Source organism: Bradyrhizobium sp. AZCC 1678 (genome assembly GCF_036924765.1).
GTDB lineage: Bacteria > Pseudomonadota > Alphaproteobacteria > Rhizobiales > Xanthobacteraceae > Bradyrhizobium > Bradyrhizobium algeriense.
This window is the reverse complement of the sequence record NZ_JAZHSE010000001.1, coordinates 4181869-4206069: the sequence shown is the minus strand read 5'-3', so window position 1 is coordinate 4206069 and position 24201 is coordinate 4181869. Positions and strand designations below refer to the sequence as shown.

Annotated in this window: 19 protein-coding genes, 3 tRNA genes and 1 pseudogene; 8 read left to right on the top strand and 15 right to left on the bottom strand. The window is 62.6% G+C overall.

The features are described 5' to 3' along the window. Window positions 1-237 precede the first annotated feature (237 nt). Window positions 238-432, top strand: coding sequence for a hypothetical protein (locus V1294_RS19790; RefSeq protein ID WP_108516300.1), 195 nt, complete (start codon window positions 238-240; stop codon window positions 430-432). A gap of 173 nt (window positions 433-605) precedes the next feature. Here V1294_RS19790 and V1294_RS19785 read toward each other — a convergent pair whose 3' ends face one another. Continuing rightward, a complete protein-coding gene (locus V1294_RS19785) occupies window positions 606-3797 on the bottom strand; it encodes an acetoacetate--CoA ligase (RefSeq protein ID WP_334499482.1) in 3192 nt (1063 codons plus the stop codon). Window positions 3798-4623: 826 nt separating this feature from the next. On the opposite strand from V1294_RS19785, the gene V1294_RS19780 reads away from it, so the two are divergent. Beyond that, window positions 4624-5238, top strand: a complete 615-nt coding sequence (locus V1294_RS19780) for an enoyl-CoA hydratase-related protein (RefSeq protein WP_334499480.1) — start codon at window positions 4624-4626, stop codon at window positions 5236-5238. Between the two features lie 231 nt (window positions 5239-5469). On the opposite strand, the gene V1294_RS19775 is transcribed toward V1294_RS19780, so the two are convergent. Further along, window positions 5470-5546, bottom strand: a tRNA-Asp gene (locus V1294_RS19775). Between the two features lie 311 nt (window positions 5547-5857). Here V1294_RS19775 and V1294_RS19770 point away from each other — a divergent pair. Together V1294_RS19770 and pepT are read left to right on the top strand one after the other, a co-directional pair. Next, window positions 5858-6169: pseudogene (locus V1294_RS19770) on the top strand (HU family DNA-binding protein); the annotation flags it as partial. Window positions 6170-6276: 107 nt separating this feature from the next. Then, a complete protein-coding gene (gene pepT / locus V1294_RS19765) occupies window positions 6277-7533 on the top strand; it encodes a peptidase T (protein WP_334481176.1) in 1257 nt (418 codons plus the stop codon). Between the two features lie 364 nt (window positions 7534-7897). On the opposite strand, the gene V1294_RS19760 is transcribed toward pepT, so the two are convergent. Further along, window positions 7898-9295 (bottom strand): IS1380 family transposase, encoded by a 1398-nt coding sequence (locus V1294_RS19760; protein ID WP_334494944.1) that lies wholly within the window; start codon window positions 9293-9295, stop codon window positions 7898-7900. A 121-nt stretch (window positions 9296-9416) separates the two neighbouring features. Here V1294_RS19760 and V1294_RS19755 point away from each other — a divergent pair, with 121 nt between their 5' ends. After that, a complete protein-coding gene (locus V1294_RS19755) occupies window positions 9417-9695 on the top strand; it encodes a hypothetical protein (RefSeq protein WP_334499478.1) in 279 nt (92 codons plus the stop codon). 52 nt (window positions 9696-9747) lie between these two features. On the opposite strand, the gene V1294_RS19750 is transcribed toward V1294_RS19755, so the two are convergent. From V1294_RS19750 to V1294_RS19710, 9 genes are all read right to left on the bottom strand, one after another. Next, a complete protein-coding gene (locus V1294_RS19750) occupies window positions 9748-9960 on the bottom strand; it encodes a hypothetical protein (RefSeq protein ID WP_334481180.1) in 213 nt (70 codons plus the stop codon). A 276-nt stretch (window positions 9961-10236) separates the two neighbouring features. Then, window positions 10237-11097 carry a class I SAM-dependent methyltransferase gene (locus V1294_RS19745; protein WP_334499476.1) on the bottom strand — a complete coding sequence of 287 codons (861 nt, stop codon included), beginning with the start codon at window positions 11095-11097 and terminating at the stop codon, window positions 10237-10239. Between the two features lie 111 nt (window positions 11098-11208). Then, window positions 11209-11285, bottom strand: a tRNA-Val gene (locus V1294_RS19740). A 69-nt stretch (window positions 11286-11354) separates the two neighbouring features. Then, window positions 11355-11756: a GFA family protein gene (locus V1294_RS19735; protein WP_334499473.1), complete on the bottom strand. Its 402-nt coding sequence runs from the start codon at window positions 11754-11756 to the stop codon at window positions 11355-11357. 96 nt (window positions 11757-11852) lie between these two features. After that, window positions 11853-14279, bottom strand: a complete 2427-nt coding sequence (gene lon / locus V1294_RS19730) for an endopeptidase La (protein WP_334481184.1) — start codon at window positions 14277-14279, stop codon at window positions 11853-11855. Window positions 14280-14593: 314 nt separating this feature from the next. Next, on the bottom strand, window positions 14594-15868 hold the full coding sequence (clpX, locus tag V1294_RS19725; protein ID WP_027537232.1) for an ATP-dependent Clp protease ATP-binding subunit ClpX: 1275 nt from the start codon (window positions 15866-15868) through the stop codon (window positions 14594-14596). A 434-nt stretch (window positions 15869-16302) separates the two neighbouring features. Beyond that, complete coding sequence (locus V1294_RS19720; protein ID WP_334481186.1) at window positions 16303-16938, bottom strand: ATP-dependent Clp protease proteolytic subunit; 636 nt, start codon at window positions 16936-16938, stop codon at window positions 16303-16305. Between the two features lie 296 nt (window positions 16939-17234). After that, on the bottom strand, window positions 17235-18593 hold the full coding sequence (gene tig, locus V1294_RS19715) for a trigger factor (RefSeq protein ID WP_334499471.1): 1359 nt from the start codon (window positions 18591-18593) through the stop codon (window positions 17235-17237). A 164-nt stretch (window positions 18594-18757) separates the two neighbouring features. Beyond that, a tRNA-Leu gene (locus V1294_RS19710) sits at window positions 18758-18842 on the bottom strand. A 137-nt stretch (window positions 18843-18979) separates the two neighbouring features. Between V1294_RS19710 and V1294_RS19705 the strand changes: the two genes are divergently transcribed. Both V1294_RS19705 and V1294_RS19700 read left to right on the top strand, forming a co-directional pair. Next, window positions 18980-20323: a multicopper oxidase family protein gene (locus V1294_RS19705; protein ID WP_334499469.1), complete on the top strand. Its 1344-nt coding sequence runs from the start codon at window positions 18980-18982 to the stop codon at window positions 20321-20323. Between the two features lie 10 nt (window positions 20324-20333). Then, window positions 20334-21419, top strand: coding sequence for an enolase C-terminal domain-like protein (locus V1294_RS19700; protein WP_334499466.1), 1086 nt, complete (start codon window positions 20334-20336; stop codon window positions 21417-21419). 4 nt (window positions 21420-21423) lie between these two features. Here the strand turns inward: V1294_RS19700 and V1294_RS19695 are convergent, their stop codons facing one another. From V1294_RS19695 to V1294_RS19685, 3 genes are all read right to left on the bottom strand, one after another. Continuing rightward, window positions 21424-21879 carry a GNAT family N-acetyltransferase gene (locus tag V1294_RS19695; protein WP_334499464.1) on the bottom strand — a complete coding sequence of 152 codons (456 nt, stop codon included), beginning with the start codon at window positions 21877-21879 and terminating at the stop codon, window positions 21424-21426. Next, on the bottom strand, window positions 21854-23353 hold the full coding sequence (locus V1294_RS19690; RefSeq protein ID WP_334481195.1) for an NAD(P)H-hydrate dehydratase: 1500 nt from the start codon (window positions 23351-23353) through the stop codon (window positions 21854-21856). Before V1294_RS19690 ends, V1294_RS19695 begins: the two co-directional genes overlap by 26 nt. 116 nt (window positions 23354-23469) lie before the next feature. Then, a complete protein-coding gene (locus V1294_RS19685) occupies window positions 23470-23688 on the bottom strand; it encodes a hypothetical protein (RefSeq protein ID WP_334499462.1) in 219 nt (72 codons plus the stop codon). 37 nt (window positions 23689-23725) lie between these two features. On the opposite strand from V1294_RS19685, the gene V1294_RS19680 reads away from it, so the two are divergent. Continuing rightward, entirely contained in the window at window positions 23726-24064 is a 339-nt protein-coding gene (locus tag V1294_RS19680) for a P-II family nitrogen regulator (protein ID WP_011441447.1), read from the top strand. The last annotated feature ends 137 nt before the right edge of the window (window positions 24065-24201 follow it).

The following is a 24201-nucleotide window of genomic DNA, read 5'->3' as shown; positions in this document are numbered from 1 at the left end:
CCGCCGGCGCTTCCTTTTTTGCTTTTATTATTGTTTTGATCCCGGCCCGTGTCCCCCCGCGGCCCGCATCGCTGTCGGTTAGATCTGTATGTGATCTACATCACGGATGATTTGGCAGAAAACAGGCGAAATACCGGCCGAATGAAACCATTTTGCCGAAACCGCGAAACGATCCTGAAACACACAGGGCGTACCTCTCTCACAGCAGGGACGCGGAAGGCGTCCGGGAGGCATCACATGAACCACTCAATTCACTCAGCGGATCGCAGTACCCACCTGAAGATCGTGGTTGTCGCGCTCGTGGCGGGGATCGCGGTGGCAGCTTTCGGCATTTCCGCCCGGACCGGTGCGGATTACAGCCAGACAGCGCAGGTCGTGAAGGCCGGCAAGGCGGTGGTCGTCACCAGCTCGAACACCTCGACGGTCCGTTAGCGGTATCGATTTTATTGGAATAAAAACGGCCGCCTTCGGGTGGCCTTTTTGTTTGCGGCTGGTCGTGAAGAAATCGGTATCAAGCCATTGAAAAATGGCGCAGCGCCCTTACTCGGCGAACATTTGAATCTCCTCGGACACACACTGCGTGCAAGAAGGGGTTGACGACCCTATCAGATGGGCAGCAGCACGATTTCCGAATACAGCCTGTCGAGGTCGCCGGCCGCGAGTTGCGGGGAACGGTAACAGGCGCGCAGCGGGAGCATCACACCTCGTGGCTGGACCGGAAACAGCCGCGCCTCCCCGACGAGCGCCGCCGTCCGCTGTCGCCGCAGGATCGCTAGCTTGACGCGCTCGAGATGCCGCAACAGCAGCTCCGGTGCACTACAATGCAGGATGTCCGAATAGGGGATTCCCAGCGGCAGAACTCGCGCCAGTCCTCCCAGTCGGCTCGCCGCAACACGGTGAATGCGGCGCTTTACCACGAGATAGGCATAGTCGGCCCCGTCGCTGACGGTGAGCTGCAGGGTGTCATACGTTGCGTGATCGTCGAAGATCTGTCGTTGTTCGCCGGTCAACCTCTCGCGGATCACAGCCGGATCGAAGCTGATGACCGGCCGGTTCGGCCCGAACAGCGTCTCGGCCTGCAGCAATGGCGGCATGGCGATCCTGTGCGACTCCAGCGGCTTGAAACGCTGCGCCATCAGGGCAGCCCAAGATGTCGGCTGTGGGGTGAAGCACGTATAGGTGAGGCCCTCGTCCTCCAGCAGCGAGGCAAGCAGGGCCATGCCCCAGCCGCGGTACTGCGCGTGTATGACCCAGGAGGACAGATTGCAGACGAGCACGGCCTCACCGTTCACCTGCCGCCGGGCGGTAACAGCCCCGATGAACCCAGCGATTGCGTCGCCGTCAAGGAGTATGAAGCCGCGCCCGTGATCGGACCACTCATGGTCGAACAGCCGACGCCATGTCGCGGCATTGATGCCCGACTCGCGGAAGGATTCCTCAAGGAAGCGGCAGATCGGCTCCCGGTCGTCCGGACCCACGGCACGGAGACGCGGGCCGGACTGACTAAACTGCTGCGCCGTCACTGCCTCCTCGCCGACGGAGAGGACCGTGATCAGGCCTTCGATCGAGGGCGCCGCCAGAAAGGCCGAGAGGGGCACGGGATACCCGGCATAGCTCTCGATCTCGAGCAGCAGGCTCACCACTGTGAGCGAGTCCGCACCGAAGCCAAGAAGATTATCGGACCAGCCGATGGGCGCAATGCCCAGCACGCGTTCGCAGATCGCCTGCAGGTCCTGCCGTAGCCGGTCAGGGTCCGGGATCGCCCCACGGCCTGGCGGTGGCCTCCGCGCCCCCCTGACAGCCGGAGGCACTCGGAGAACCGGATGCTTGGCAATGGCATCAAGGCATTCCGGGTTCAGCAGAGCGTCGCGATTTCGTACAGGGCGGCCATTCACCGCGTCCCGCGCCGCGGCTTCGGACCGCTTGCCGTTGAAGGTGACAGGAAGCGCCTCGACTTGTGCAATACGCGCCGGCACGAAGGCCAGCGAGCCGCACCGCGCAAGCTCCGAGCGGATGTGATTCACCATCTTGTCGTTGAGTACCAGACCTTCGCGCAGCACGAGCAAGAGAACCATGCGTGTGCCGCCTGGCTCCTCTTCTGCTTGCTGTTCGACCGCAATAGCCTCGAGGACGTCCTCGATACAATCGAGGATGCGGTAGATCTCCCCGGTGCCTGTGCGGATGCCGCGCACATTGAGAACTCCGTCGGAACGGCCATGCAACCGCCAACCGCCATGGGGCGTGGCTTCGATCAGATCGCCATGCGTCCAGAGGCCGGGGTTCTGGGCGAAGTAGGCGGCATGAAAGCGCGTGCCGTCGACATCACCGTGAAAGCCAAGGGGGCGCGAGGGAAAAGGGTTGCCGCAGACGAGCTCGCCGATGCGCGCCTCCGGATCGTGAGGCGGCGGGAGCGAGCGGACATCGAGGCCGAGGCTGCGGCACTGTGCCTCGCCGCGATGGACGGGCAGGTCCGGATTGCCCAGGACAAAGCAGCCGATGATGTCGGTGCCGCCCGAGATCGACTGCAGCGGCATCGCCGCTTTCACTTCGCCGCGGACCCAGTCGTACTGGCGGGGATACAGGGTGGAACCGGTGGAAAGCATAGCCCGCAGGGCTGAAAGGTCGAACATCCGACCCGGGGAAGAGTCTTTCTGCTCGCAGAAGTGCAGATAGGCAGGATTGGTGCCGAAGACGGTCACGCGCTCCTCGGCGACGATCCGCCAGAACGTGTCTGGCGCCCCGAGCGGCCCATCGTAGAGGACAATCTCCACGCCGGAGGCGAGCGCGGAGAGCTGCCAGTTCCACATCATCCAACCGCAGGAGGTCTGAAAGAACAGCTTGTCGCCCGGCCCGAGATCACAGTGCAACCGGTGCTCTTTCACATGCTCCAGCAGGGTGCCGCCGGCGCCATGCTGGATGCATTTTGGCGCGCCCGTGGTGCCGGAGGAGAACATGGTGAACAGCGGCTGGTTGAACGGATGGCGCGGCCAGCCGGGTGGGTCCTTGTCGGTGTCGTCATCGCGGATCAGATCGGCAAGCCTGTGCAGAGGCACCATGATCTCGCCGGCGGGAAGCGAACCGTCGTCCAGAGCAATTATCGCGGTAAGGCCCGGCAGGCCGGCCGCCGCTCCGACGACGCGCTCGGAGACGGGGACGCCCGGATCCCATGGCTCAGCTCTGAGGCAACCGAAGAGCACCACAGGCTCCAGAGGGGCAAAGCGCAGGAGGATCGCAGGCACACCCATGTCCGGGGCGCAGCTAGCGAAAGTCGCACCAATTGCCGTGGTGGCCAGGCAGGCAATGGCCGCCTCGGCGTTGTTGCGTGCGATCGCCACGACGTGATCGCCGGGGCGCACACCGAGCTGCTGCAGCGACTTCGCCAACCGGGCAACCGTGCAGCGCAGAGCGCCCCGCGTGAGCCGGTCGCGGCTGCCGTTAGCATGGCAGGCCGTCAAGACCGACTGGCCGGGACTGCCGGTGAGGAGGCATTCGGCGTAGTTGAGACGAAGATCTGGGAAGAAGCGCGCGGTCTCGCAGGCATCGCCGACGCAGACTGGCTCGACCTCGCCGTGCCAAGGCAGGTCGGACCACTCCAGGAAGAGGCGCCAAAAGCGGCGGAAGTCCTCAACCGAGAAGCGGTCCATCGCAGCATGATCAGGCAGGTGCTGTCCCGTCCGGACCTCGCACCATTGCATGAAGGCAGTCAGTTGCGAATGCGCGACGGCCTGATCATTGGAACGGAACGCCCCTTCCGCGAAACTCTCATGAAAAGACCCTGCACTATTAGTCAGAGGCATCCCCTGGGCCGCTCCATCTCAAGCGCTAGGCACTATAATTGGAGAATAATTGGGGAAGAGTGGCAATCGCAGATACAATCCGTAGGTAATCATTTGGCGGTACGCGTGCAGGCGAGTGTATCGCGCATCTGAATATGAATTGTGAGTGCGCGACATCCCGGCCCCTGTTGCACGGTTTGGAGGGGCAGTTGTCCTCGGCCTATCGGACCGGTGGTGAATGGTTCGTGGCGGGCCGTCCGCTGCTGCTCACAGAGGCCGGGAAGTGATTAAAATGGCGAAAAGTATTTCACTGTTCCGGAGGGCCGCCAAGGCGGCCTCTACACTCATCAGCAAACCATTTGGGAATTACCGGATGCATCCCAAGTTCCCGTCGCAAAGCACCCGCGCTTCGGCCGATACTTCTGAGCATTATTCGAAGCCGTGGCGGGTCGTGATTTGATGACATCGTTTGATCGGCCACGCGCAGAATCGTCGCCAGCGCTGACACCGAAGCTGGTTGCGGCAAGTATGACCGCAATAATCCCAAAAGACCCTGACAGCGATTTTGCCCTCATCGTCGACCTCTTTCGGCTACACCCACACGCTATCACGCCAGCCGCAAAATTAGGACACCCCCTAAAATCAAACCACGACACCGGGGATCGAATACGGACGGCACCGCACAGTCGGTGCTGTCCTTAACTAGGACGCTCGGGAACTGAAATCAGGATGGGCATGGAACCTGAAGTTCCCCGAAGAGTCGAAATCCGCGCTTCCGGCTTTATAGCCCCCAAGCCCCAGCCGGGAGTGGGCGGCCCCGGTTAAAGTGCGCCCGGGGCCGTTCGCCTTGTTGATTTACCGCGCTCAACGTGATGTCGACGCATTCACGGAGCTTGCCAAGACTGGAAAGCCGACCGCACTCGTCGAAGGAGAGCTGGATCCGCTCGGAAAGATCAAGCGCCTGAGCAAGCCGCTGATTGTGGTCGCGCATGGCGATACATGGAACATGGGGCATGAACTCCTGCTCACCGCGGATATCCGGATCGCTGCCGCCGATGCTCGATTCGGCCAGGATGAAAACACTCATGGCCGCTTTCCGGGTGGTGGTGCGACGGTGAGGTTCGTCCGCGAGGCAGGCTGGGCGAACGCGATGAGATACATGCTGACCGGCGACCATTGGGGAGCGGACGAAGCGCGCCGCATTGGGGTCGTTCAGGAGATCGCGCCTGACCGCGAGAAGGCGCTTGCTCGTGGTATCGAGATCGCGGAACGGGTCGCTGGCTGCGCGCCGCTCGGCATCCGAACGACGCTCGCATCAGCGCACCTCGCGATAGATGGGGCAGAGAACGCAGCCTACCGCGAACTCGATGCACAATATGGCGCGCTATATCGCACGAACGACTTTCTGGAGGGCCGCAAAGCCGAGGCGGAAGGTCGTCTGCCGATTTATGTCGGCAACTAACGGGCGCCTCATCCATCGATCATTAGATGCGGTGGTTCGGCAGCGCTACCTAACAGTTCGGGCCAAAACCCGCCAGGCCCGGACGGGGAAAAGTGCTGGCACAAATCGCACTACGGGTTTTGTAAACCGAAAGGTCGGGGATTCAATAGAACAAAACCCGGCCAAAAGTATTTCCGCGGAGCCTATGAAAATACTTTTCCAAAAACGGGAACCAGCTAAGCCATTGATAAATGGCGCGAGAGACGGGACTCGAACCCGCGGCCTCCGCCGTGACAGGGCGGCGCTCTAACCAACTGAGCTACTCCCGCGGATGCCGTAATCATGTTCTGATCCGCGCAGAACCGAGGGCATAAAGGGCCGCTACCGCTTAGTCAAGGACGTTGCGAATCCCCGCGTCAGACGGGCGTTTCTGCGATTCCGATGCAAATAATGGCCTGTTTCCGGGCAAAACAGCGCAGGCAGCTATCGCCCGAATCGTTTAAGGCCTGATACGTCTGGGTTTCTTGAAACCCTCCCACTCTGGTCGCACCGTATCCCCGGGGTTTCAAGTCACCACGCAAGGCATTTTCCCGGCGCGGACCGGTTTCACAAACGCGCTCGAAAGCCATTCAACCAACGAGGAGGGCCAGATATGGCGAAGAAAGCAGCGACTCCAGCCACCATCACACTCAAGCATCTGGCCGCAGCGCTGGCCGAGGAGCATGATTTGTCGAAGAAAGCCGCCGAGGCGATCCTGACCGACATGGTCGGCAAGATCGCAAAACACCTGAAGAAGGGCGAGCGGGTCCGTATCGTGGGGCTCGGCATCCTCCAGGTCCGCAAGCGCGCCGCCCGCATGGGCCGCAACCCCGCCACCGGCGAACCGCTCCCGATCAAGGCCAGCAAGAAGGTTGCCTTCCGCGCGGCCAAGGAACTCAAGGAAGCCGTGTGATCCGCCGCGCCCTCCTGATCCGACCAGAAGCGCCATTCCGGCGGGGGACCCGGAATGGCGCTTTTCTGTTATAGAGCGCTTCCCTTGCCCCAGCTTTTCGGATCGTCATGCCGGCCTCCCCCCTCGCCTTCACCCACGATGTCACCGAGCGCTTCCTGCGCTATGTCGTGATCGACACCCAGTCCGATCCGACGTCGCCGACCTGCCCTTCCACCGAGAAGCAGAAGAATCTGGGCCGCCTGCTGGCGTCCGAGTTGCAGGCGATCGGGCTCGCAGACGCCCATCTCGACGAGCACGGCTATGTCTATGCGACGATCCCGGCCAATACTGACAAAAAGGTGCCGGTGATCTGCTTCTGCTCGCACATGGACACTTCTCCTGATTGCACCGGCGCCAACGTCAAGCCGCAGGTCGTGAAGAATTATCGCGGCGGCGACATCGTGCTGCCGGCCGATCCCACGCAGGTGATCCGCACCGCCGATCACCCCGCGCTCGCCGACCAGATCGGCCACGACATCATCACCACCGACGGCACCACGCTGCTGGGCGCCGACAACAAGGCCGGCCTCGCCGAGATCATGGATGCGGCGCGGTTTTTGATTCAAAATCCGCACATCCGGCACGGCACCATCAAGATCCTGTTCACGCCCGACGAGGAGATCGGCCGCGGCGTCGACAAGGCCGACCTGAAGAAACTCGGCGCCGACTTCGCCTATACGATGGACGGCGAAACCGCCGGGAATATCGAGGACGAAACCTTTTCGGCCGACGGCGCCATCATCACCATCGAGGGTGTCTCGACCCACCCCGGCTTTGCAAAAGGCAAGATGGAGCACGCGATCAAGATCGCGGCCGCCATCGTCGACCGCCTGCCCAGGGACACCTGCTCGCCGGAGACCACCGAGGGCAAGGAAGGTTTTTTGCATCCGATCGGCATTTCCGGCGCACTGGAGAAAGCCACCATCGGCTTCATCGTGCGCGATTTCACCGACGAGGGGCTGCAGCAAAAGGAAGCGCTGCTCGAAAGCATCGTCAAAGAGGTGATGAAGGATTATCCGCGCTCGACATACCGGATGGACGTCAAGGCGCAATACCGCAACATGAAGCAGGTCATCGACCGCCACCCCGAAACCGTCGACTACGCCATCGAGGCGATCCGTCGCGCAGGCCTGACACCGGTGCGCAGCTCGATCCGCGGCGGCACCGACGGCTCACGGCTGTCGTTCATGGGCCTGCCCTGCCCCAACATCTTCGCCGGCGAACACGCCTTTCATTCGCGGCTCGAATGGGTCAGCCGCCAGGACATGGAAAAGGCGGCGGAGACGATTGTGCACCTGGCCATGATCTGGGAAGAACGGGCGTAGCGAGTTCGGCGACACTCCATCCCGCCGATGCCTGCGACAAACGCCAAGCGCTTTGCGCAAGCGAGCGATAGCGACGTGGTTAAAAGCCAGGTACGCCACGTTTTTGAAAATGAGGGAGTCGGCTATGCGGTTGTCCAAGGTCGCCGCTTTGGCGCTTATCGTTGGAGCCACAGGCTCAATGTCCGCGTCTCCAGCGCTAGCCTGCATTTCTCACAGGGCCAATTTGATTTGCGACGGGTATTGGTGGATCGGCGCGAAGGCGACGAGGACCGTGGCGCCGAAAGCGCTGGCGGCGATTTGGTTTTGAGTGTGCGTTGGACCTTGTTGGTGATACCGCGGATTGGGCGCGTCGCGGCTTCGCGTGTCAGGCCGGCGAGGCGCGGGCCTTGGCGGCTTCGGCCAGGCGGCGAGCCGCGTGCCCCCATTCTTCGGCGGCAGGGCAGGCCGAGGCCATGGCGATCCTGATGCGGCGGCAGGAGATGCGAACCAGCGCGCCGATCTTCAAGAGCTTAAGCCTGATGGTGCCGCAGGTGGCGTCCGCAAAGGTGGTTTCAGCAAGGCCGATGCGCCGCAGGGCGCAGATCAGCACATAGGCCATCGCGGCGAACCACAGCCGCAGTTGGTTGGCGCGCATGGTCTGGGCCGAAGTGCGGTCGGCGTAGAGGTCGAGCTGGCATTCCTTGATGCGGTTCTCCATGTCACCGCGCGCGCAATAGATGTCCTCATAGAGCGCCCGCGCTCCCGTCTCGCTGCGCCTGAGCGAAGTGACGACGAAGCGCGGATTGGCCTCGCCGTGCGTCCACTCCGCCTTGGCGACGACGCGGCGGCTTCGGCTCCAGCTATCGAGCGTGCTCCACTGGAAGTCCTTGAAGCGGCGCGCCGGGCGGCCGGTCTTCTCGGCCGCGGCCCTGGCCGTGGCAAGCTCCTCCTCGATCATGGCGACCAGGCGCGTGTTGCGGGCGAGCCCGAACAGGTAATCCACGCGGTTCTGCTCGCACCACGCCATCAGCGCCTCGCGCGCAAAGCCACTGTCGGCTCGCAGCAGGATACGCGCGAACGGCCAGCGGGCGCGGATTTGCCGGACAATCCGCTCGACCTCCGCGACGCTGCCCGCGCTGGCGTCGATGTCGGAGGGGCGCAGCTTGGCCGCCAACAAATGCCGGCCGCAAAACACGTATAGCGGCAGATAGCAGTAGCAGTCGTAATAGCCGTGGAAGAAGCGCCCCTCCTGATGTCCGTGCAGCGGATCGTCGGTGGCGTCGAGATCGAGGATGATCTGCTCCGGCGGCCGCTGGTACGCCTCCAGGAACAGCGTCACCGGCAACGCTTCGATCGCCGCCGCGTCATAGGCGATCTTGTGATAGCGCGAAGGTTCGTTTCGGCTCAACTCCAGCCGGTTCAGCGTCGACTTGCCGGCCACCGGTGCGCAGTCCCCGCGCCGGGCTGCAAGCTTGCCCGAAAGCACCGCCATCAGCGGATCGTGCCGCAGCTCGTCGTGGTCGTTGAGATCTTCATAGCCGAGCGCGATGCCAAAGACCCGCTGCCCGATCAACGTGCCGACCGCATGCTCGATCAAGTCCTGACGGCGATGATCGCGAAAGCAATCCGCAAAGCGACCCACCAAATCGATCGCCCGGTCGGTCGCGCCCAGAAGCAGCGCGCCGGCATCCGACGTCACAAGGCCGCCATCAAAGGCCGCTTCCACAACACGGCCTTCCACCCTTCCAAAATCAAACTGTTCTGCGCTACACTCTGTCGGCATCGGGGCGTTCCTTGAATCATCCCAAAGTCCTTCTCGCAAAAGAACTTTCGCTGATTCGCGCCCCGATGCGCCTCAACACTGTGAGAAATGCGGGCTAGCCGCTTCTGACTGTCCAAAATTAGTGGAATTAGCGGATTGGGGCGAGAACTCGACCGGCGACATCAGCGTCACGTCCGGGCAAAGTTGCCAGTTCCCAATCACGATGCGCGGGACGGTGACCAGTTCGGATATCTTAAAAAAGCCGGCGCACGGCAAGTTGAAAAAGCTCAACATAACGACGTACGAATACAAGGCGAAGGCTAGATACAAGGGAAGCGATAGCTTTGCCATCAAAGCGACGGGTCAGGGGCCGACGGCTTCCGGCACGTCGGTAATTACCGTGCAGGCGACGATCAAATAGCGTTCCTCGCGTCCATTGCGTGCCGGACGCGCATTGTCGTCCAACAAGCTATCTAAGGCAGCGATCCCCTAAGGTCTGCGACACCAACATCCAAGGGTATTCGGCTGCCGTTCTCAGGAGTGGCGTGCGTGCGGATCTCGCTGTGTTCGGACACAGTGATGACTCGAACGACGATCGCGCAAAGCAGAAATGCTGCGACGATAATCAACCCGGTCCGGGCCGGAGTCAGATGCAGATCGGACAAGCGCATCATTGCTGCACCCATGCGCATCGCCGCCAGCCCGATGCAACAAGCGTCGTTGAGTCGTCAGGCGATTTGGTGGCGTAGCGGTGGCCATCCAGCGTTATTTGGGATGGGTCAGCCGCCAGGACATGAAAAAGGCCGCCGAGACTATCGTGCGTCTGGCCATGATCCGGGAGGAGAGAGCGTGGCTCTCACCCCGTCATTGCGAGCGAAGCGAAGCAATCCATCTCTCCGCGCTTGCCGAGCATGGATTGCTTCGCTTCGCTCGCAATGACAGTGTGGCGCGAGCCGCCTCAATCACGACGCCCTTGCCGTCACGATCCAGACCGATGCCGGCAGCAACACCGCATCGCCCTTGGAGAACGGCGTCAGCGCTTCGCGGATCGAATTGGCGGCAGCCTTACGGAGTTCTTCCGGCTGGCCCTCCAGCGCGCGGCTCACCGGACCGATCTCCAGCGCGCCCTGCACCGCGCCTTCGAGACCGCGGCCGATCGCGGAATCCAGCAGCAGCGGACACGCCTCCATCTCGACGTCGGTAAAGCCGGCCACATCGAGAATGCGGCGGACGCGCGCCTCCGAGGCGAACGCAAACGGCCCGGGATCTTCCGGCCCCTGTTGCGGCAGTTTCGGCACGTGCTTGTAGGCGGCCTGCAGCGGCACCATGAAGAACGGATTTTCGCGCGGCTCGCGCCAGCAGGCGAACGCCAGCCGGCCCGAGGGCCGCAGCGCTTTGCGCATGTTGGCAAACGACAGCGCGGGATCGGCGAAGAACATCACGCCGAACCGCGAAGCCAGCACATCGAAACTGGCGGGCTCAAACGGATAGACGGTGGCGTCGGCAAGAACGAAATCGACCGGTAAATCCTTCGGCGCGCTCTGCCGCGCCCGTTCCAGCATCGGGCCGGATATGTCGACGCCGAGCACATGGCCTGACGGCGCGACCTCGCGCGCGAACGCGATCGTCGTGGCGCCGCTGCCGCAGCCGATATCGATGACGCGCTCGCCCGGCTTCAGCTTCGCCCGGTCAATCACTAGGTCGGCGACCGGCCCGAGCACGACGTCCTGCTCCGCCTGCCGCGCGGCCCAGCGTTGCCCGGCCGGTCCATTCCAGTAGGCGACCTGGTCAGCGTTTTGTTCGTGGCCTTGGGGGGCGTCCATGTGCGCGGAAACTTTCGATCAGTCCGCCTTCGCTCTTCGAGCTTCGGCGCGACAGCCTTCGCGCTGACGCCAAGGCTGGCTTGCCGAGCCGTAGCGCGTCAGCGCGAAGGCTGGTAGGCGGCGACGGATTCGAACCGCCGACCCTCTCGGTGTAAACGAGATGCTCTAACCAGCTGAGCTAGCCGCCCTTGAGCCGCCTGTTTAGCCCTGCGGCCCCCTTTGATGCAAGGGTTGGATAGCTCGGGTGTCCGGTCGCACTAGTCGCCCGGCCTGCCCGGCAACTCCCTGAGATCGTTGATCCACGGCGCAGCCGAGCGGCACCAGATTTGCCGCGCCGGCTTGATCTGATTGCGCTGGCGGATGCTGCCCCAGCGGATGCCCCAATCGTCCGGCCCGCCGTCGCCGCTGGTGAACAGCGGGGAACCACAGCCCTCGCAAAAATGCTGGAAACGCGTGCGGCCGTTGTCGCCGGTCTTCGCGTAAATCTTCGCCGGCGCGCCCGTCATGCGGACCTGGGCTTCGGAGCAGATCACCGTGACCCGGTACGGTGAGCCCGTCAGGTTCTGACAATCGGTGCAGTGACAGATCGATACTTTCGCGGGATCGATATCGGCCCGATAGGTCACCCGCCCGCAGTGGCATTGCCCGTCGATTTCCATCCCCTTCCAACTCCGCTTGCCAAATCGAAGTTTCGACCCTTGCAAAACAAAAACGGCGCCCGAAGGCGCCGTTTTATCATTTCGCAACAAACTGGCTCAGTGGGCCGTGAGGCCACCGGCCGCTTCGTCGGCGCCATCGGGCTTGACCGGCACCTTGGTGTCCTCTTCCCAGACGATCGGCACCGGCGTGCGGACCAGCGCCTTGGCGACGACGTCGTCGAGCCGCGCCACGGGGATGATCTCCATGCCGCCCTTGATCGCATCGGAAATCTCCGTGAGATCCTTGGCGTTGTCCTCGGGGATCAGCACCGTCTTGATGCCGCCGCGGGCAGCCGCCAACAGCTTCTCCTTCAGACCGCCGATCGGCAGCACGCGACCGCGCAGCGTGATCTCACCGGTCATCGCGACATCGTGGCGAACCGGGATGCCGGTCATGACCGAGATGATCGCGGTGGCCATCGCCACACCCGCCGACGGTCCGTCCTTCGGGGTCGCCCCCTCAGGCACATGGACGTGGATGTCGCGCCGGTCGAACAGCGGCGGCTCGATGCCGTAGTTGATCGCCCGCGAGCGGACGTAAGACGCCGCCGCCGAGATCGACTCCTTCATCACGTCGCGCAGATTGCCCGTGACCGTCATCTTGCCCTTGCCGGGCATCATGACGCCTTCGATGGTCAGCAACTCGCCGCCGACATCGGTCCAGGCAAGTCCGGTGACGATACCGACCTGTGGCTCGCTTTCGATCTCGCCGAAGCGGTACTTCGGCACGCCGAGGAAGTCTTCGAGCGTTTTCTCGGTGACCTTGACCGACTTCTTCTTGGAGATCATCAGCTCCTTCACCGCCTTGCGGGCAAGTGTGGAGAGCTCACGCTCCAGATTACGCACGCCCGCTTCGCGGGTGTAGCGGCGGATCATCAGCAACAAGGCATCGTCGTCGATCGACCATTCCTTGGAATCGAGGCCATGCTTGGAGATGGCGTTCGGGATCAGGTGCTTGCGCGCGATCTCGACCTTCTCGTTCTCGGTGTAGCCGGCGATCCGGATGATCTCCATGCGGTCCATCAGCGGGCCGGGAATATTCAGCGTATTCGCGGTCGTGATGAACATGACGTTCGACAGATCGTAGTCGACCTCCAGATAGTGATCGTTGAAGGTCGCATTTTGCTCGGGATCCAGCACCTCAAGCAGCGCCGACGACGGATCGCCGCGGAAATCGGCGCCCATCTTGTCGATCTCGTCCAGCAGGAACAGCGGATTCGAGGTCTTCGCCTTGCGCATCGACTGGATGACCTTGCCGGGCATCGAGCCGATATAGGTGCGGCGGTGACCGCGGATCTCGGCTTCATCGCGCACGCCGCCGAGCGACACGCGCACGAACTCGCGGCCCGTCGCCTTCGCGATCGACTTGCCGAGCGAGGTCTTGCCGACGCCGGGAGGTCCGACCAGGCACAGGATCGGTCCAGTCAGCTTGTTGGCGCGCGACTGCACGGCGAGATACTCAACGATGCGGTCCTTGACCTTCTCAAGCCCGTAATGGTCGGCGTCCAGCACCGCTTGCGCGGCCTCCAGATCCTTCTTGACCTTGGACTTCTTGTTCCACGGGATCGACAACAGCCAGTCGAGATAGTTGCGCACGACGGTTGCTTCCGCGGACATCGGCGACATCTGGCGCAGCTTCTTCAGCTCGTGCTGGGCCTTCTCACGCGCTTCCTTGGAAAGCTTGGTCTTGGCAATCTTCTCTTCCAGATCGGCGAGCTCATCGCGACCTTCGTCGTCGCCGAGCTCCTTCTGGATCGCCTTCATCTGCTCGTTCAGGTAATACTCGCGCTGGGTCTTCTCCATCTGGCGCTTGACGCGCGAGCGGATGCGCTTCTCGACCTGCAGCACCGAGATTTCGCTCTCCATCAGGCCCAGCACCTTCTCCAGGCGCTGCGTGACGGACAACGTCTCCAGGATGCCCTGGCGATCGGCGATCTTGACGGCGAGATGCTGCGCGACCTGATCGCTCAGCTTGGCAAAATCAGTGATCGCCTGAACCACGCCGACGACTTCGGCGGAGATCTTCTTGTTCAGCTTCACATAGCTTTCGAAGTCGGACACGACCGAGCGCGCCAGCGCTTCGGCTTCAACCGAATTGGCGTCGGTGTCGGCAAGCGCAATCGCGGTCGCCTCGTAATATTCGCTGCGGTCGGAATATTTCTGCACGCGCGCGCGCTCGAGCCCTTCGACCAGCACCTTCACGGTGCCGTCGGGAAGCTTCAGCAGCTGCAGCACGCTGGCGAGCGTACCGACCTCATAGATCGAATCCGGGCTTGGATCATCGTCGGACGCGTTCTTCTGCGTCGCGAGCAGAATCAGCGCGTCGTTCTTCATCACCTCTTCGAGGGCGCGGATCGATTTCTCGCGGCCGACAAACAACGGCACGATCATGTGCGGAAAAACCACGATGTCGCGGAGCGGCAACACCGGATACGAATGGCTTTCGCCGAGAACGATGGTTGGCCGGGTTTTTGGGGTGGTCATGGCCTATTCCTTTTGTTTTGCCCCCTTGCACGCAGTCCGCTTCGTTTAGCGCAACCGCCACAAGGTGCCGGGAGTTCCGGGTCACTCGGCCGCCTTCGCTGCCGCCTCTCACCGGATGATTTTGCGACGAATCTCGAACGTGATTTCCGCCACCATTGGCATTAGGTGGCTATCGGGTATGGGGGTGTCAAGTCACGGAAAAATGCCCACTAATTGGGGCTAAACGCGCGCAAAACGCTGACGCAACAACGGCCGCCGGAACGTCCGGCAGCCGTCCTCATCGGGGTAGTCCAAGCGAGGTATGACGAGCGCGATCAGGCGCTGGCGCTGCTCTCGACGGCCCGGTCCGAACGGTCCGCATAGATGTAGAGCGGACGGGCAGTTCCCTCGACAACTTCGCGCGAGATCACGACCTCTTCGACGCCTTCCAGGCCCGGCAGATCGAACATGGTCTCGAGCAGGATGCTTTCGAGGATCGAACGCAGTCCGCGCGCGCCGGTCTTGCGCTCGATCGCCTTGCGGGCAACCGCGCCAAGCGCCTCGTCGGCGAAGGTGAGTTCGATGTTCTCCATTTCGAACAGCCGCTGGTATTGTTTCACCAGCGCGTTCTTCGGATCGGTCAGGATCTTCTTCAGCGAGGCCTCGTCGAGATCTTCCAGCGTTGCGACCACGGGCAGACGGCCGACGAATTCCGGGATCAGGCCGTACTTCAGGAGGTCTTCCGGCTCGACATGGCGGAAGATTTCACCGGTGCGGCGATCTTCGGGCGCCAGAACCTGGGCGGCGAAACCGATCGAGGTCGAACGTCCGCGCGCGGAGATGATCTTCTCGAGGCCAGAGAAGGCGCCGCCGCAGATGAACAGGATATTCGTCGTGTCGACCTGCAGGAACTCCTGCTGCGGGTGCTTGCGGCCGCCCTGCGGCGGCACGGAGGCGACCGTGCCTTCCATGATCTTCAACAGCGCCTGCTGCACGCCCTCACCCGACACGTCGCGGGTGATCGACGGATTGTCGGACTTGCGGCTGATCTTGTCGATTTCATCGATATACACGATGCCGCGCTGCGCGCGCTCGACATTGTAGTCGGCCGACTGCAACAGCTTCAGGATGATGTTCTCGACGTCTTCGCCGACGTAGCCGGCTTCGGTCAGCGTGGTCGCATCCGCCATCGTGAACGGCACGTCGAGAATCCGAGCCAGCGTCTGCGCCAGCAGCGTCTTGCCCGAGCCGGTCGGACCGATCAGCAGGATGTTCGACTTCGCGAGCTCGACGTCGTTGTGCTTGGTCTGGTGATTGAGGCGCTTGTAGTGGTTGTGGACCGCAACCGAGAGCACCTTCTTGGCATGGCTCTGGCCGATCACGTAATCGTCCAGCACCTTGCAGATTTCCTTCGGCGTCGGGATGCCGTCGCGCGACTTCACCAGCGAAGACTTGTTCTCCTCACGGATGATGTCCATGCAGAGTTCGACGCACTCGTCGCAGATGAATACGGTTGGACCCGCGATGAGTTTGCGGACTTCGTGCTGGCTCTTGCCACAGAACGAGCAATACAGCGTGTTCTTGGAGTCGCTCGTGCCAACCTTACTCATTCTTGTCTCCGTCCGCCGTTCGATCCGTTACCCGATCGACCCATTCCGGCACTTCACCGGACCTGAAGGTAGATAGAGCAAATTCCGTACCAGAAAAGACCCTAACTCAAATACGCACCGTGCGAATCACGGTTTCTCGAATCCCCCGCGATCTTAGCCCAACCGTCACAGCCAATCATGCTGACACCCGACTATCAAGAATTCGCTAATCGGGCGCGGATTGGCTACCCGTGACAATACCGTGATTTGCGGCGTTGGCACGGGGAGAAGTTGACGAAATCGAGCGAGCGTTGCGCGTTTGCCACGCAGCAAAACCGGCACGAAACTGGAACTTTCTGTCCATGCGGGGGCATGGACAGGGCGCCAGCGGCCATATTTTCCGTTTCAGCGCAACCAGCCGTTAAGGTCAACGCGAAAGACGCTAATCCGTGTCCTTACGGGATTTTCGTTACCGCCGCCTCTTCGGGACGCTTGTCGATCACCTTGTCGACGATGCCGAAGTCGCGAGCCATATCGGCGGTCAGGAATTTGTCGCGCTCGAGCGCGTCCTCGATCGCCTTGTAGGTCTGGCCGGTGTGCTTCACATAGATTTCGTTGAGGCGCTTCTTGAGATTCAGGATCTCCTGCGCATGCAGCATGATGTCGGTGGCCTGCCCCTGGAAGCCGCCCGAAGGCTGATGCACCATGATGCGCGAATTGGGCAGCGAGAAGCGCATGTCCTTTGCGCCGGCCGCGAGCAGCAGCGAGCCCATCGAGGCGGCCTGCCCGGTGCACAGCGTCGACACCGGCGGACGAATGAATTGCATCGTGTCGTAGATCGCAAGCCCCGATGTCACCACGCCGCCCGGCGAGTTGATGTACATCGAGATTTCCTTCTTGGGATTTTCCGCCTCAAGGAACAGGAGCTGCGCGACTGTCAGCGTCGACATGCCGTCTTCGACCGGACCGGTCACGAAGATGATGCGCTCTTTCAGGAGCCGCGAGAAAATGTCGTAGGCGCGTTCGCCGCGGTTGGTCTGCTCGACCACCATGGGCACGAGGTTCATGTAGGTTTCAACGGGATCGCGCATTAGTCACCCCAAGGGTTAGTAGAGGGTTAGGTAGAGAACAGCGGGGGCGAACATCCATCGGCAAGGCAGGCATGATTGCCGCGCACGGACGAACGTCCCGTGATGCAGGACTTCGGCTCAGAACTCGCGGGTAGCGAGCCGCTCACAGATATGAGCCAATTTCCCGGCGACAAGGCCGGGCAATGGCGAGCCGAATGAGACGAGTTCAAGCTGATTCGCAGGCGATCTCATAGCGACGGATGCTGCCATCACGCCGCTTTCGCCGTTCATCATTAACATCGACCTGACCAACCCGGTCAGGCTGCGCTCTTCTCGTCTTCGTCCTTGAACAGGTCCTCGCGCGAGACCTTCTTCTCGGTCACGTTGGCGAGTTCGAGGATGAAATCGACCACCTTGTCTTCATAAATCGGCGCACGAAGCTGGGCCAGCGCATTGGCATTGCTGCGATAGTAGTCCCAGACTTCCTTCTCGCGGCCGGGCATCGAACGCGCACGCTCGATCACCGCGCGGCCGACTTCGTCATCGGTCACGGTGATCTTGTTCTTCTCGCCGATTTCCGACAGTACGAGGCCGAGCCGGACGCGGCGGTCGGCGATCTTCTTGTACTCTTCCTTCGCGGCCTCTTCGGTGGTGTCCTCGTCGGCAAAGGTCTTGCCTGAGGATTCCATCTCGGCCTTGATCGAGTTCCACATCAGGTTGAACTCTTCCTCGATTAGCGACGGCGGCGCCTCGAATTTGTGGCTGTCGTCCAGACGGTCGAGCAGCGCGCGCTTGACGCGCTGGCGCGTGGCCCCTGCAAACTCGGCGACCAGCCGCTCGCGTGCGGCCTCCTTCAGCTTGTCGATCGATTCCAGGCCGAGCGTTTTGGCAAACTCGTCGTCGACCTTGGTTTCACCCGGGGCTTCGATCAGGGTTGCGGTGGTCTCGAACTCGGCCGGCTGGCCGGCGAGCTTCTCGCTCGCGTAGTTCTTCGGGAACGACACTTTCAGCGTACGGGTTTCGCCGGTTCCGATGCCCACCAGTTGCTCCTCGAAACCCGGGATGAACTGCCCGGCGCCAATCACCACCGGGATACCCTCGCCCGTGCCGCCGTCGAACGGAACGCCGTCGATAGAGCCCTTGAAGCTGATGGTGACGCGATCGCCGGTTTCGGCCTTGGCGCCCTCGGCCTTCGCGGCATAGGGACGGTTCTGGTCGGCGATGCGCTTGATGGCCTCATCGACCTCGGCATCGGTCACTTCGACCACCGGCTTCTCCACCGAAAAAGTCTTGAAATCGGCGAGCTGGATCGTCGGCACCACCTCGATCGCAACCGTGTAGGTCAGGTCGGTCTTGCCGGCGAGCAACTCCTCGACCTCTTTCGTCTCGGTCGGCATCGTGATCTTCGGCTCGGTCGCGAGGCGGAAACCGCGGTCGGTGAAGATCTGCGTGTTGGTGTCGCGGATGGTCTGGTCGATGGTCTCGGCCATCACCGAGCGGCCATACACCTTCTTCAGATGGCTTACCGGCACCTTGCCGGGGCGGAAGCCGTTGAGCTTCACCTTGTCCTTGAGGTCGACCAGCTTGGCGTCCGCCTTGGCATCGAGATCCGATGCGGGAACGCTGACCTTGAACTCGTGCTTCAATCCCTCGGCGAGGGTTTCGGTGACCTGCATGGTGTCAATCTTCTTCCGCTTGCGCCGGGCTAGAGCGACCCGGCAGTGTCAAATGTTCGAGGCTTGGCTTTGCAGCCTGCGCCGGTGGTTCGGCGGACCTTGGCTCCCCCGATGGGAAAGCAGGCCCTCCAGTATTCGTCATGCAAACGCCTGGATAGAGCGCTTGGTGCGGGCGGAGGGACTCGAACCCCCACAACTTTCGTCACTGGAACCTAAATCCAGCGCGTCTACCAGTTCCGCCACGCCCGCGTGAAAAGCATCCATACCCGGCCGCGATGCCGCGGGCGGCGGGCTTATAACATGAGCCTACACCTCCGCAGCAAAAAAATGGCCCTTTTTGACAGCACCGGGGCAAGGCGTCACAGCTAGGACAGGCACAACAAAAAATGGTCCGCATTGGTCCGATGGCAAGCCCCGAATTCCCGCTGGATCGACGCGAACTGATGGCTGGGCTGGGGGCGGCCGCACTGGTCCCGATGTTGCCCGTGTCAGGCCGGGCCCAACAAGGTAGTCTCCAAGACCGTCCCTCCCTGGCATTGCAGGCCAAGCCCGACAGCCTCGCACTCCGCCCGGGAAGTGCGGCCACGCCAATCTGGTCGCTGCAAGGGCCTGAACTCACCTTCAAGCGCGGCGATACGCTGGCGGTCGACTTTGGCAATGAGCTGCCAGTGCCTGCGGTCCTCAACTGGCGAGGGATCGATGGCGCCTCGGCAACCGAACCGCTGACGGGCCGGGCTCCGCTCGCAACCGGCGGCAAGGACGCCGCGCAACTGCCGCTGCGCCACGCCGGGACCTTCCTCTGCGAATCCGGGCTGCTTGGCGATGGCCAGACCCACCCATCGCGGCCACGGCCATTGATCGTCCGGGAAACCGAGCCTGTCGCCGTCGACCGCGACGAGGTTCTGCTGATTGAGGATTGGCGGGTGAGACCGGATGGAACCGCGATGGCACCGGGGACCGATCCCGGAGACATCGTGCCAGTCCATACGATTAACGGCCGGACTTCGCTCGATCTCTCAGCCCGGATCAACGAACGGGTCAGGATCCGCATCATCAGCGGCTGTCAACGCTCTGTTATTGCTCTCAAACTGGAGGGGCTCGAGGTCCGCGTGATGGCCGTCGACGGCCAACCGTCCGAGCCGTTCCAGGCCCGAAATGGCGCGGTGGTGCTGGCGCCGGGCGGCCGGATCGACGCGTTCATCGACGTCACAGCGGCGGCCGGCAGCGAAACCCCGATCCTATTGCACGATGGTAAGGAAGCCCGCCCGATCGGCAAGATTCGCGTTGCCAGTGAGCCGCCGATCCGCCCCGCCCCGCTGCCACCGGCGCCGCCACTGCCCTCCAACGGCCTCCCCGAACGGCTCGACCTCAAGAACGCCACCCGGGTCGAACTGCCGCTTGGCGGACCGACACGCGACTGGGTTACGCCCGCCAATTTCGCCGCATCCGCCCCACCCGCCTTCCGCACCAAGACCGGCCGCGTTGTCGTGCTGGCCCTGATCAACCGCGCGCCCACCGCCGCCGTCTTCCACCTCCACGGCCATCATTTCCGGCTGCTGGACCGGCTCGACGATGGCTGGAAGCCATTCTGGCTGGATACGCTGGCGATCGAGCCCGGCCAGACCCAGCGCATCGCCTTTTTGGCCGAACATGCCGGGCGCTACCTGATCGAATCCGTGGCGACCGACTGGGCGGCGCCGCGGCTGGTGCGGTGGTACAGTGTCGAGTGAGGAGCACACCATGAGCAAGCCGGTCCCCGCCATCCGCAGCGTCAAGGCGCGCGGCATCGTCGTGCCGCTCGCCCGCCCCGTGAAGAACGCGTTCGGTGTGATCGACGTCGGGCCGCTTGTCCTGATCGATGTCGAAACCGATCAGGGCGTTACCGGCCACTCCTACATCTTCGCCTACGCCCGGATGACGGTGAAGCCGCTGGTCCACCTGATCGAGGAGATCGGACGCGAGCTTATTGGTAAGCCAATCGCGCCCTATGACCTGATGGCAACGATGGACGCCAAGTTCCGCCTGCTCGGCTGGCAGGGCCTCGTCGGCATGGCGGTGTCCGGTCTCGACATGGCCTATTGGGACGCGCTCGGCCAGATCGCCGACCGGCCAGTGGCCGAATTGCTCGGCGGCTCAGCGCGGCCGATCAAGGCCTATGATAGCTATGGCGTGGTCGATCCCACAGCCGACGAGAAGCCGCTGCGCCGCTCGCTGGAGCAGGGTTTTCGCGGCATCAAGATCAAGGTCGGCGACGGTGACGCCGCCAAAGACGAGCGGGTGGTCAAGGGCGTGCGCGCCCTCATCGGCCCCGATGTCGCGCTGATGATCGATTTCAACCAGTCACTCGATCCCGCTGAGGCTGCGCGGCGCATTGCCCGCCTCGAACCCTACGATCTGCACTGGATCGAAGAGCCGGTGCCGCAGGAAAATCTGTCTGGACACGCAAAAGTGCGCGAGACCTCGCCGACACCTATTCAGGCCGGCGAAAACTGGTGGTTCCCGCGCGGCTTTGCGGAAGCGATCGAAGCCGGCGCCAGCGACTTCATCATGCCCGACCTGATGAAATGCGGCGGCGTCACCGGCTGGCTGCAGGTCGCAGCGCAAGCACAAGCCGCCAACATTCCGATGTCGAGCCACCTGTTCGCCGAGGCCAGCGCCCATATGCTCGCGGTGACGCCAACCGCGCACTGGCTCGAATTCCTCGATTTCGCCAGCGTGATCCTCGCTCAGCCGGCCAAGGTTATCGATGGCACGGTGACCGCGCGAGGCCCCGGGCTTGGGCTGAAATGGAATGAGGCGGCGGTGGCGAAATACCTCGTCGGATAGCACCTTACGGGCGCGTCCAAAGATAGCGCGCGTCCGGCTCCTTCTCCTCATTGCGGGCACCGTCGGTTTCCTCGACCAGCGCAAAGCCCCGCGCTTCGTAAAAGCGTCGCGCTCGTAGATTGCGCTGAAACGTCCAAAGCTGGAGGCAATCGAACGCGCGCATTGCGACCTGCAGCAATTCGCTACCGACGCCGCGTCCTTGTACTTCCGGCAGCACATACAACTGATCGATCCAATCGCTTCGGAAGGCGATGATTGCGGCCAGCGCACCGCCCTCGAAAGCCCCGTGCACGTGACATTCCGTGAACACACGTTCCCGGTAGAACCATCGGTCTTCGTCGGGCGTGTGCGGACCGGTAAGCCAGGGCAATGCATGGTCGAACGCCGCGCGATGGACGCCCGACGCCACGTCCATGTCGGCAAGTTCGAGTTGCCTAATACTCGATCCCGAACCCGTCATAGAGTCGCCTGAACACCGCGGGCAGCACCTCCGGCAAATCTTCGGCGATCAGCCCCGGTCCCGCCTCGCTTGCAGCTTCGCCGTGCATCCATACGCCGATGCAGGCGGCCTCGAACGTTGGTACGCCTTGCGCCAGCATCCCTGCGATCATTCCAGCCAGCACGTCGCCGGCGCCGGCGGTGGCGAGCCAGGGCGGCGCGTTGGAAGCAATGCTGGCGCGGCCATCCGGTGATGCCACCACGGTGTCCGGCCCCTTCAACAGCACCACCGCGCCCGCGCGCTCGGCGGCGTCGCGCACCCGCTCCAGTTTGGAGCGGCCGGGATGCTTGTTGCTGATGTCGCTGAACAGGCGCGGAAACTCGCCCTCATGCGGGGTCAGCACGACGTGGGCGTCCTCGGCAGCCTTGATCGCTTCAAACAACCGCTCCGGCGCTTCGGCAAAACTCGTCAGCGCGTCGGCGTCGAGCACGAGGCCGCGTTTCGCCGACAGTGCCGTGTGGACGAGATCGCGCGTCCGGGCGCTGACGCCGGCGCCCGGCCCGATCACGATGGAATTGAGGCGCCTGTCGCTGACCATGTCGGCGAATTCGACCACGGTATCGACGGGGCGAACCATCACCGCGGTCAGCGCCGCAGCATTCACCGCCAGCGCGTCGCGCGGCGAGGCTACGGTCACCAGCCCGGCGCCCGCCCGTAAGGCGCCGCGGGCCGCGAGCCGCGCCGCGCCGGTCGACGCCAGTTCACCCGACAGCACGACGGCGTGGCCGCGGGCATATTTGTGGCCGTCAATATCAGGCACGGGGAAGGATTTTTGCCAGCTCTGCGGAACGTTCTCAAATGTCCGCGGCGCGATCTCCTCGAGCACCTGCGCATCGATGCCGATATCGGCGACGCGGACCCGGCCGCAATGCTTGCGTCCCGGCATCAACAGATGCGCCGGCTTGCGGCGGAAGAAGGTCACGGTCTCCACGGCGTTGATTGCGGCACCCATTACCGCGCCGGTCGTGCCGTTGATCCCGCTCGGCAGGTCGACCGCAAGCACCGGCGCGCCGTTGGCGTTGACCGCCTCGATCATCTCGAGCGGGTCGCCCTTGATCGGACGATTAAGCCCGGCACCGAACAGCGCATCGATGATCAGCGCCGGCTTGCCGATCGCCTGCGGGTTGAACGGCAGCACCGGATACTTCCAGCCACGTGCAGCGAGCGCGGCATCGCCCTGCAGGCTGTCGCGCTCGCACAGCAGGATGACCGACACTTCGCGGCCGCGCGCCGCCAGTTCGGCCGCCGCCACAAAACCGTCGCCGCCATTGTTGCCGCGGCCGGCGACCACCATGATGGGTCCTTCCTCGACGAGAGCCATTGCGGCCTCCGCCACGGCTTGCCCTGCGCTCATCATCAGCGCGAAGCCCGGCGTGCCGGCGGTAATCGTCAACCGGTCAGCACGCTCCATCTCAGTTGTGGTCAAAACTTCCATGCCGAATCCTCGATCCGTCAGCCTTTTCTGGAGGCATATCCACGTCGCACCCCGCGGCCCTCCCGGCCTCGCCTGCACATGAATTGATCGATTTGCCTATTTTGTAAGCTTCGCTATCATACGTCGTCCGGCTCAACCTCTTCCACTTGCCCGTTAAAAGTCTGATAACGTTTCGAAATCAGCCGCGTTAACAACTTGGCATAGACCCTGCTTTTGAGGAAGCCGGTTGGAAAACCGAGCACATGATCGTCGCAGTTAGCGGCAATTATGAGCAATCCGGCTTTGCCGGAAGCAAGGATCAAACCAGACGGCGCCTCGCGCGACATCGAAACCATCTGCACTCTGAATTTGGAAATGCCCGGGAGGCGCTCAGTGAAGAAGATTGAAGCCATCATCAAGCCATTCAAGCTCGACGAGGTGAAAGAGGCGCTTCAGGAAGTCGGACTGCAAGGTATCACGGTCACCGAAGCCAAGGGTTTCGGCCGGCAGAAGGGACACGCCGAACTATATCGCGGCGCGGAATACATCGTCGATTTCCTGCCCAAGGTGAAAATCGAGATCGTGATCGGGGATGATCTGGTCGAGAAGGCGATCGACGCGATCCGCCGCGCCGCCCAGACCGGGCGCATCGGCGACGGCAAAATCTTCGTCTCCAACATCGAGGAAGCGATCCGGATCAGAACCGGAGAATCCGGGCTGGACGCTATCTAAGCCGGGTGCTATCCGAATTTTGCGACTAAAAAACAAGAAATTGGCTGCTTCAGCGGCCTGATTTCGTTCGCGATGTCTCGAGCGATCGTCTGCGAAAATGTCGCGTCCTGGAAACCGTCCGTAGCTAAAAGGGGTAT

Bases quoted from the DNA above. Each gene is read 5' to 3' on its own strand.
- V1294_RS19760 (WP_334494944.1), bottom strand. From the start codon at position 9,295: ATGCCGACAGAGTGTAGCGCAGAACAGTTTGATTTTGGAAGGGTGGAA.
- V1294_RS19745 (WP_334499476.1), bottom strand. From the start codon at position 11,097: ATGGACGCCCCCCAAGGCCACGAACAAAACGCTGACCAGGTCGCCTAC.
- V1294_RS19790 (WP_108516300.1), top strand. From the start codon at position 238: ATGAACCACTCAATTCACTCAGCGGATCGCAGTACCCACCTGAAGATC.
- V1294_RS19685 (WP_334499462.1), bottom strand. From the start codon at position 23,688: ATGGTTTCGATGTCGCGCGAGGCGCCGTCTGGTTTGATCCTTGCTTCC.
- lon (WP_334481184.1), bottom strand. From the start codon at position 14,279: ATGACCACCCCAAAAACCCGGCCAACCATCGTTCTCGGCGAAAGCCAT.
- V1294_RS19735 (WP_334499473.1), bottom strand. From the start codon at position 11,756: ATGGAAATCGACGGGCAATGCCACTGCGGGCGGGTGACCTATCGGGCC.
- tig (WP_334499471.1), bottom strand. From the start codon at position 18,593: ATGCAGGTCACCGAAACCCTCGCCGAGGGATTGAAGCACGAGTTCAAG.
- V1294_RS19690 (WP_334481195.1), bottom strand. From the start codon at position 23,353: ATGGAAGTTTTGACCACAACTGAGATGGAGCGTGCTGACCGGTTGACG.
- V1294_RS19720 (WP_334481186.1), bottom strand. From the start codon at position 16,938: ATGCGCGATCCCGTTGAAACCTACATGAACCTCGTGCCCATGGTGGTC.
- clpX (WP_027537232.1), bottom strand. From the start codon at position 15,868: ATGAGTAAGGTTGGCACGAGCGACTCCAAGAACACGCTGTATTGCTCG.
- V1294_RS19705 (WP_334499469.1), top strand. From the start codon at position 18,980: ATGGTCCGCATTGGTCCGATGGCAAGCCCCGAATTCCCGCTGGATCGA.
- V1294_RS19695 (WP_334499464.1), bottom strand. From the start codon at position 21,879: ATGACGGGTTCGGGATCGAGTATTAGGCAACTCGAACTTGCCGACATG.
- pepT (WP_334481176.1), top strand. From the start codon at position 6,277: ATGCCGGCCTCCCCCCTCGCCTTCACCCACGATGTCACCGAGCGCTTC.
- V1294_RS19785 (WP_334499482.1), bottom strand. From the start codon at position 3,797: ATGCCTCTGACTAATAGTGCAGGGTCTTTTCATGAGAGTTTCGCGGAA.
- V1294_RS19750 (WP_334481180.1), bottom strand. From the start codon at position 9,960: ATGGGTGCAGCAATGATGCGCTTGTCCGATCTGCATCTGACTCCGGCC.
- V1294_RS19700 (WP_334499466.1), top strand. From the start codon at position 20,334: ATGAGCAAGCCGGTCCCCGCCATCCGCAGCGTCAAGGCGCGCGGCATC.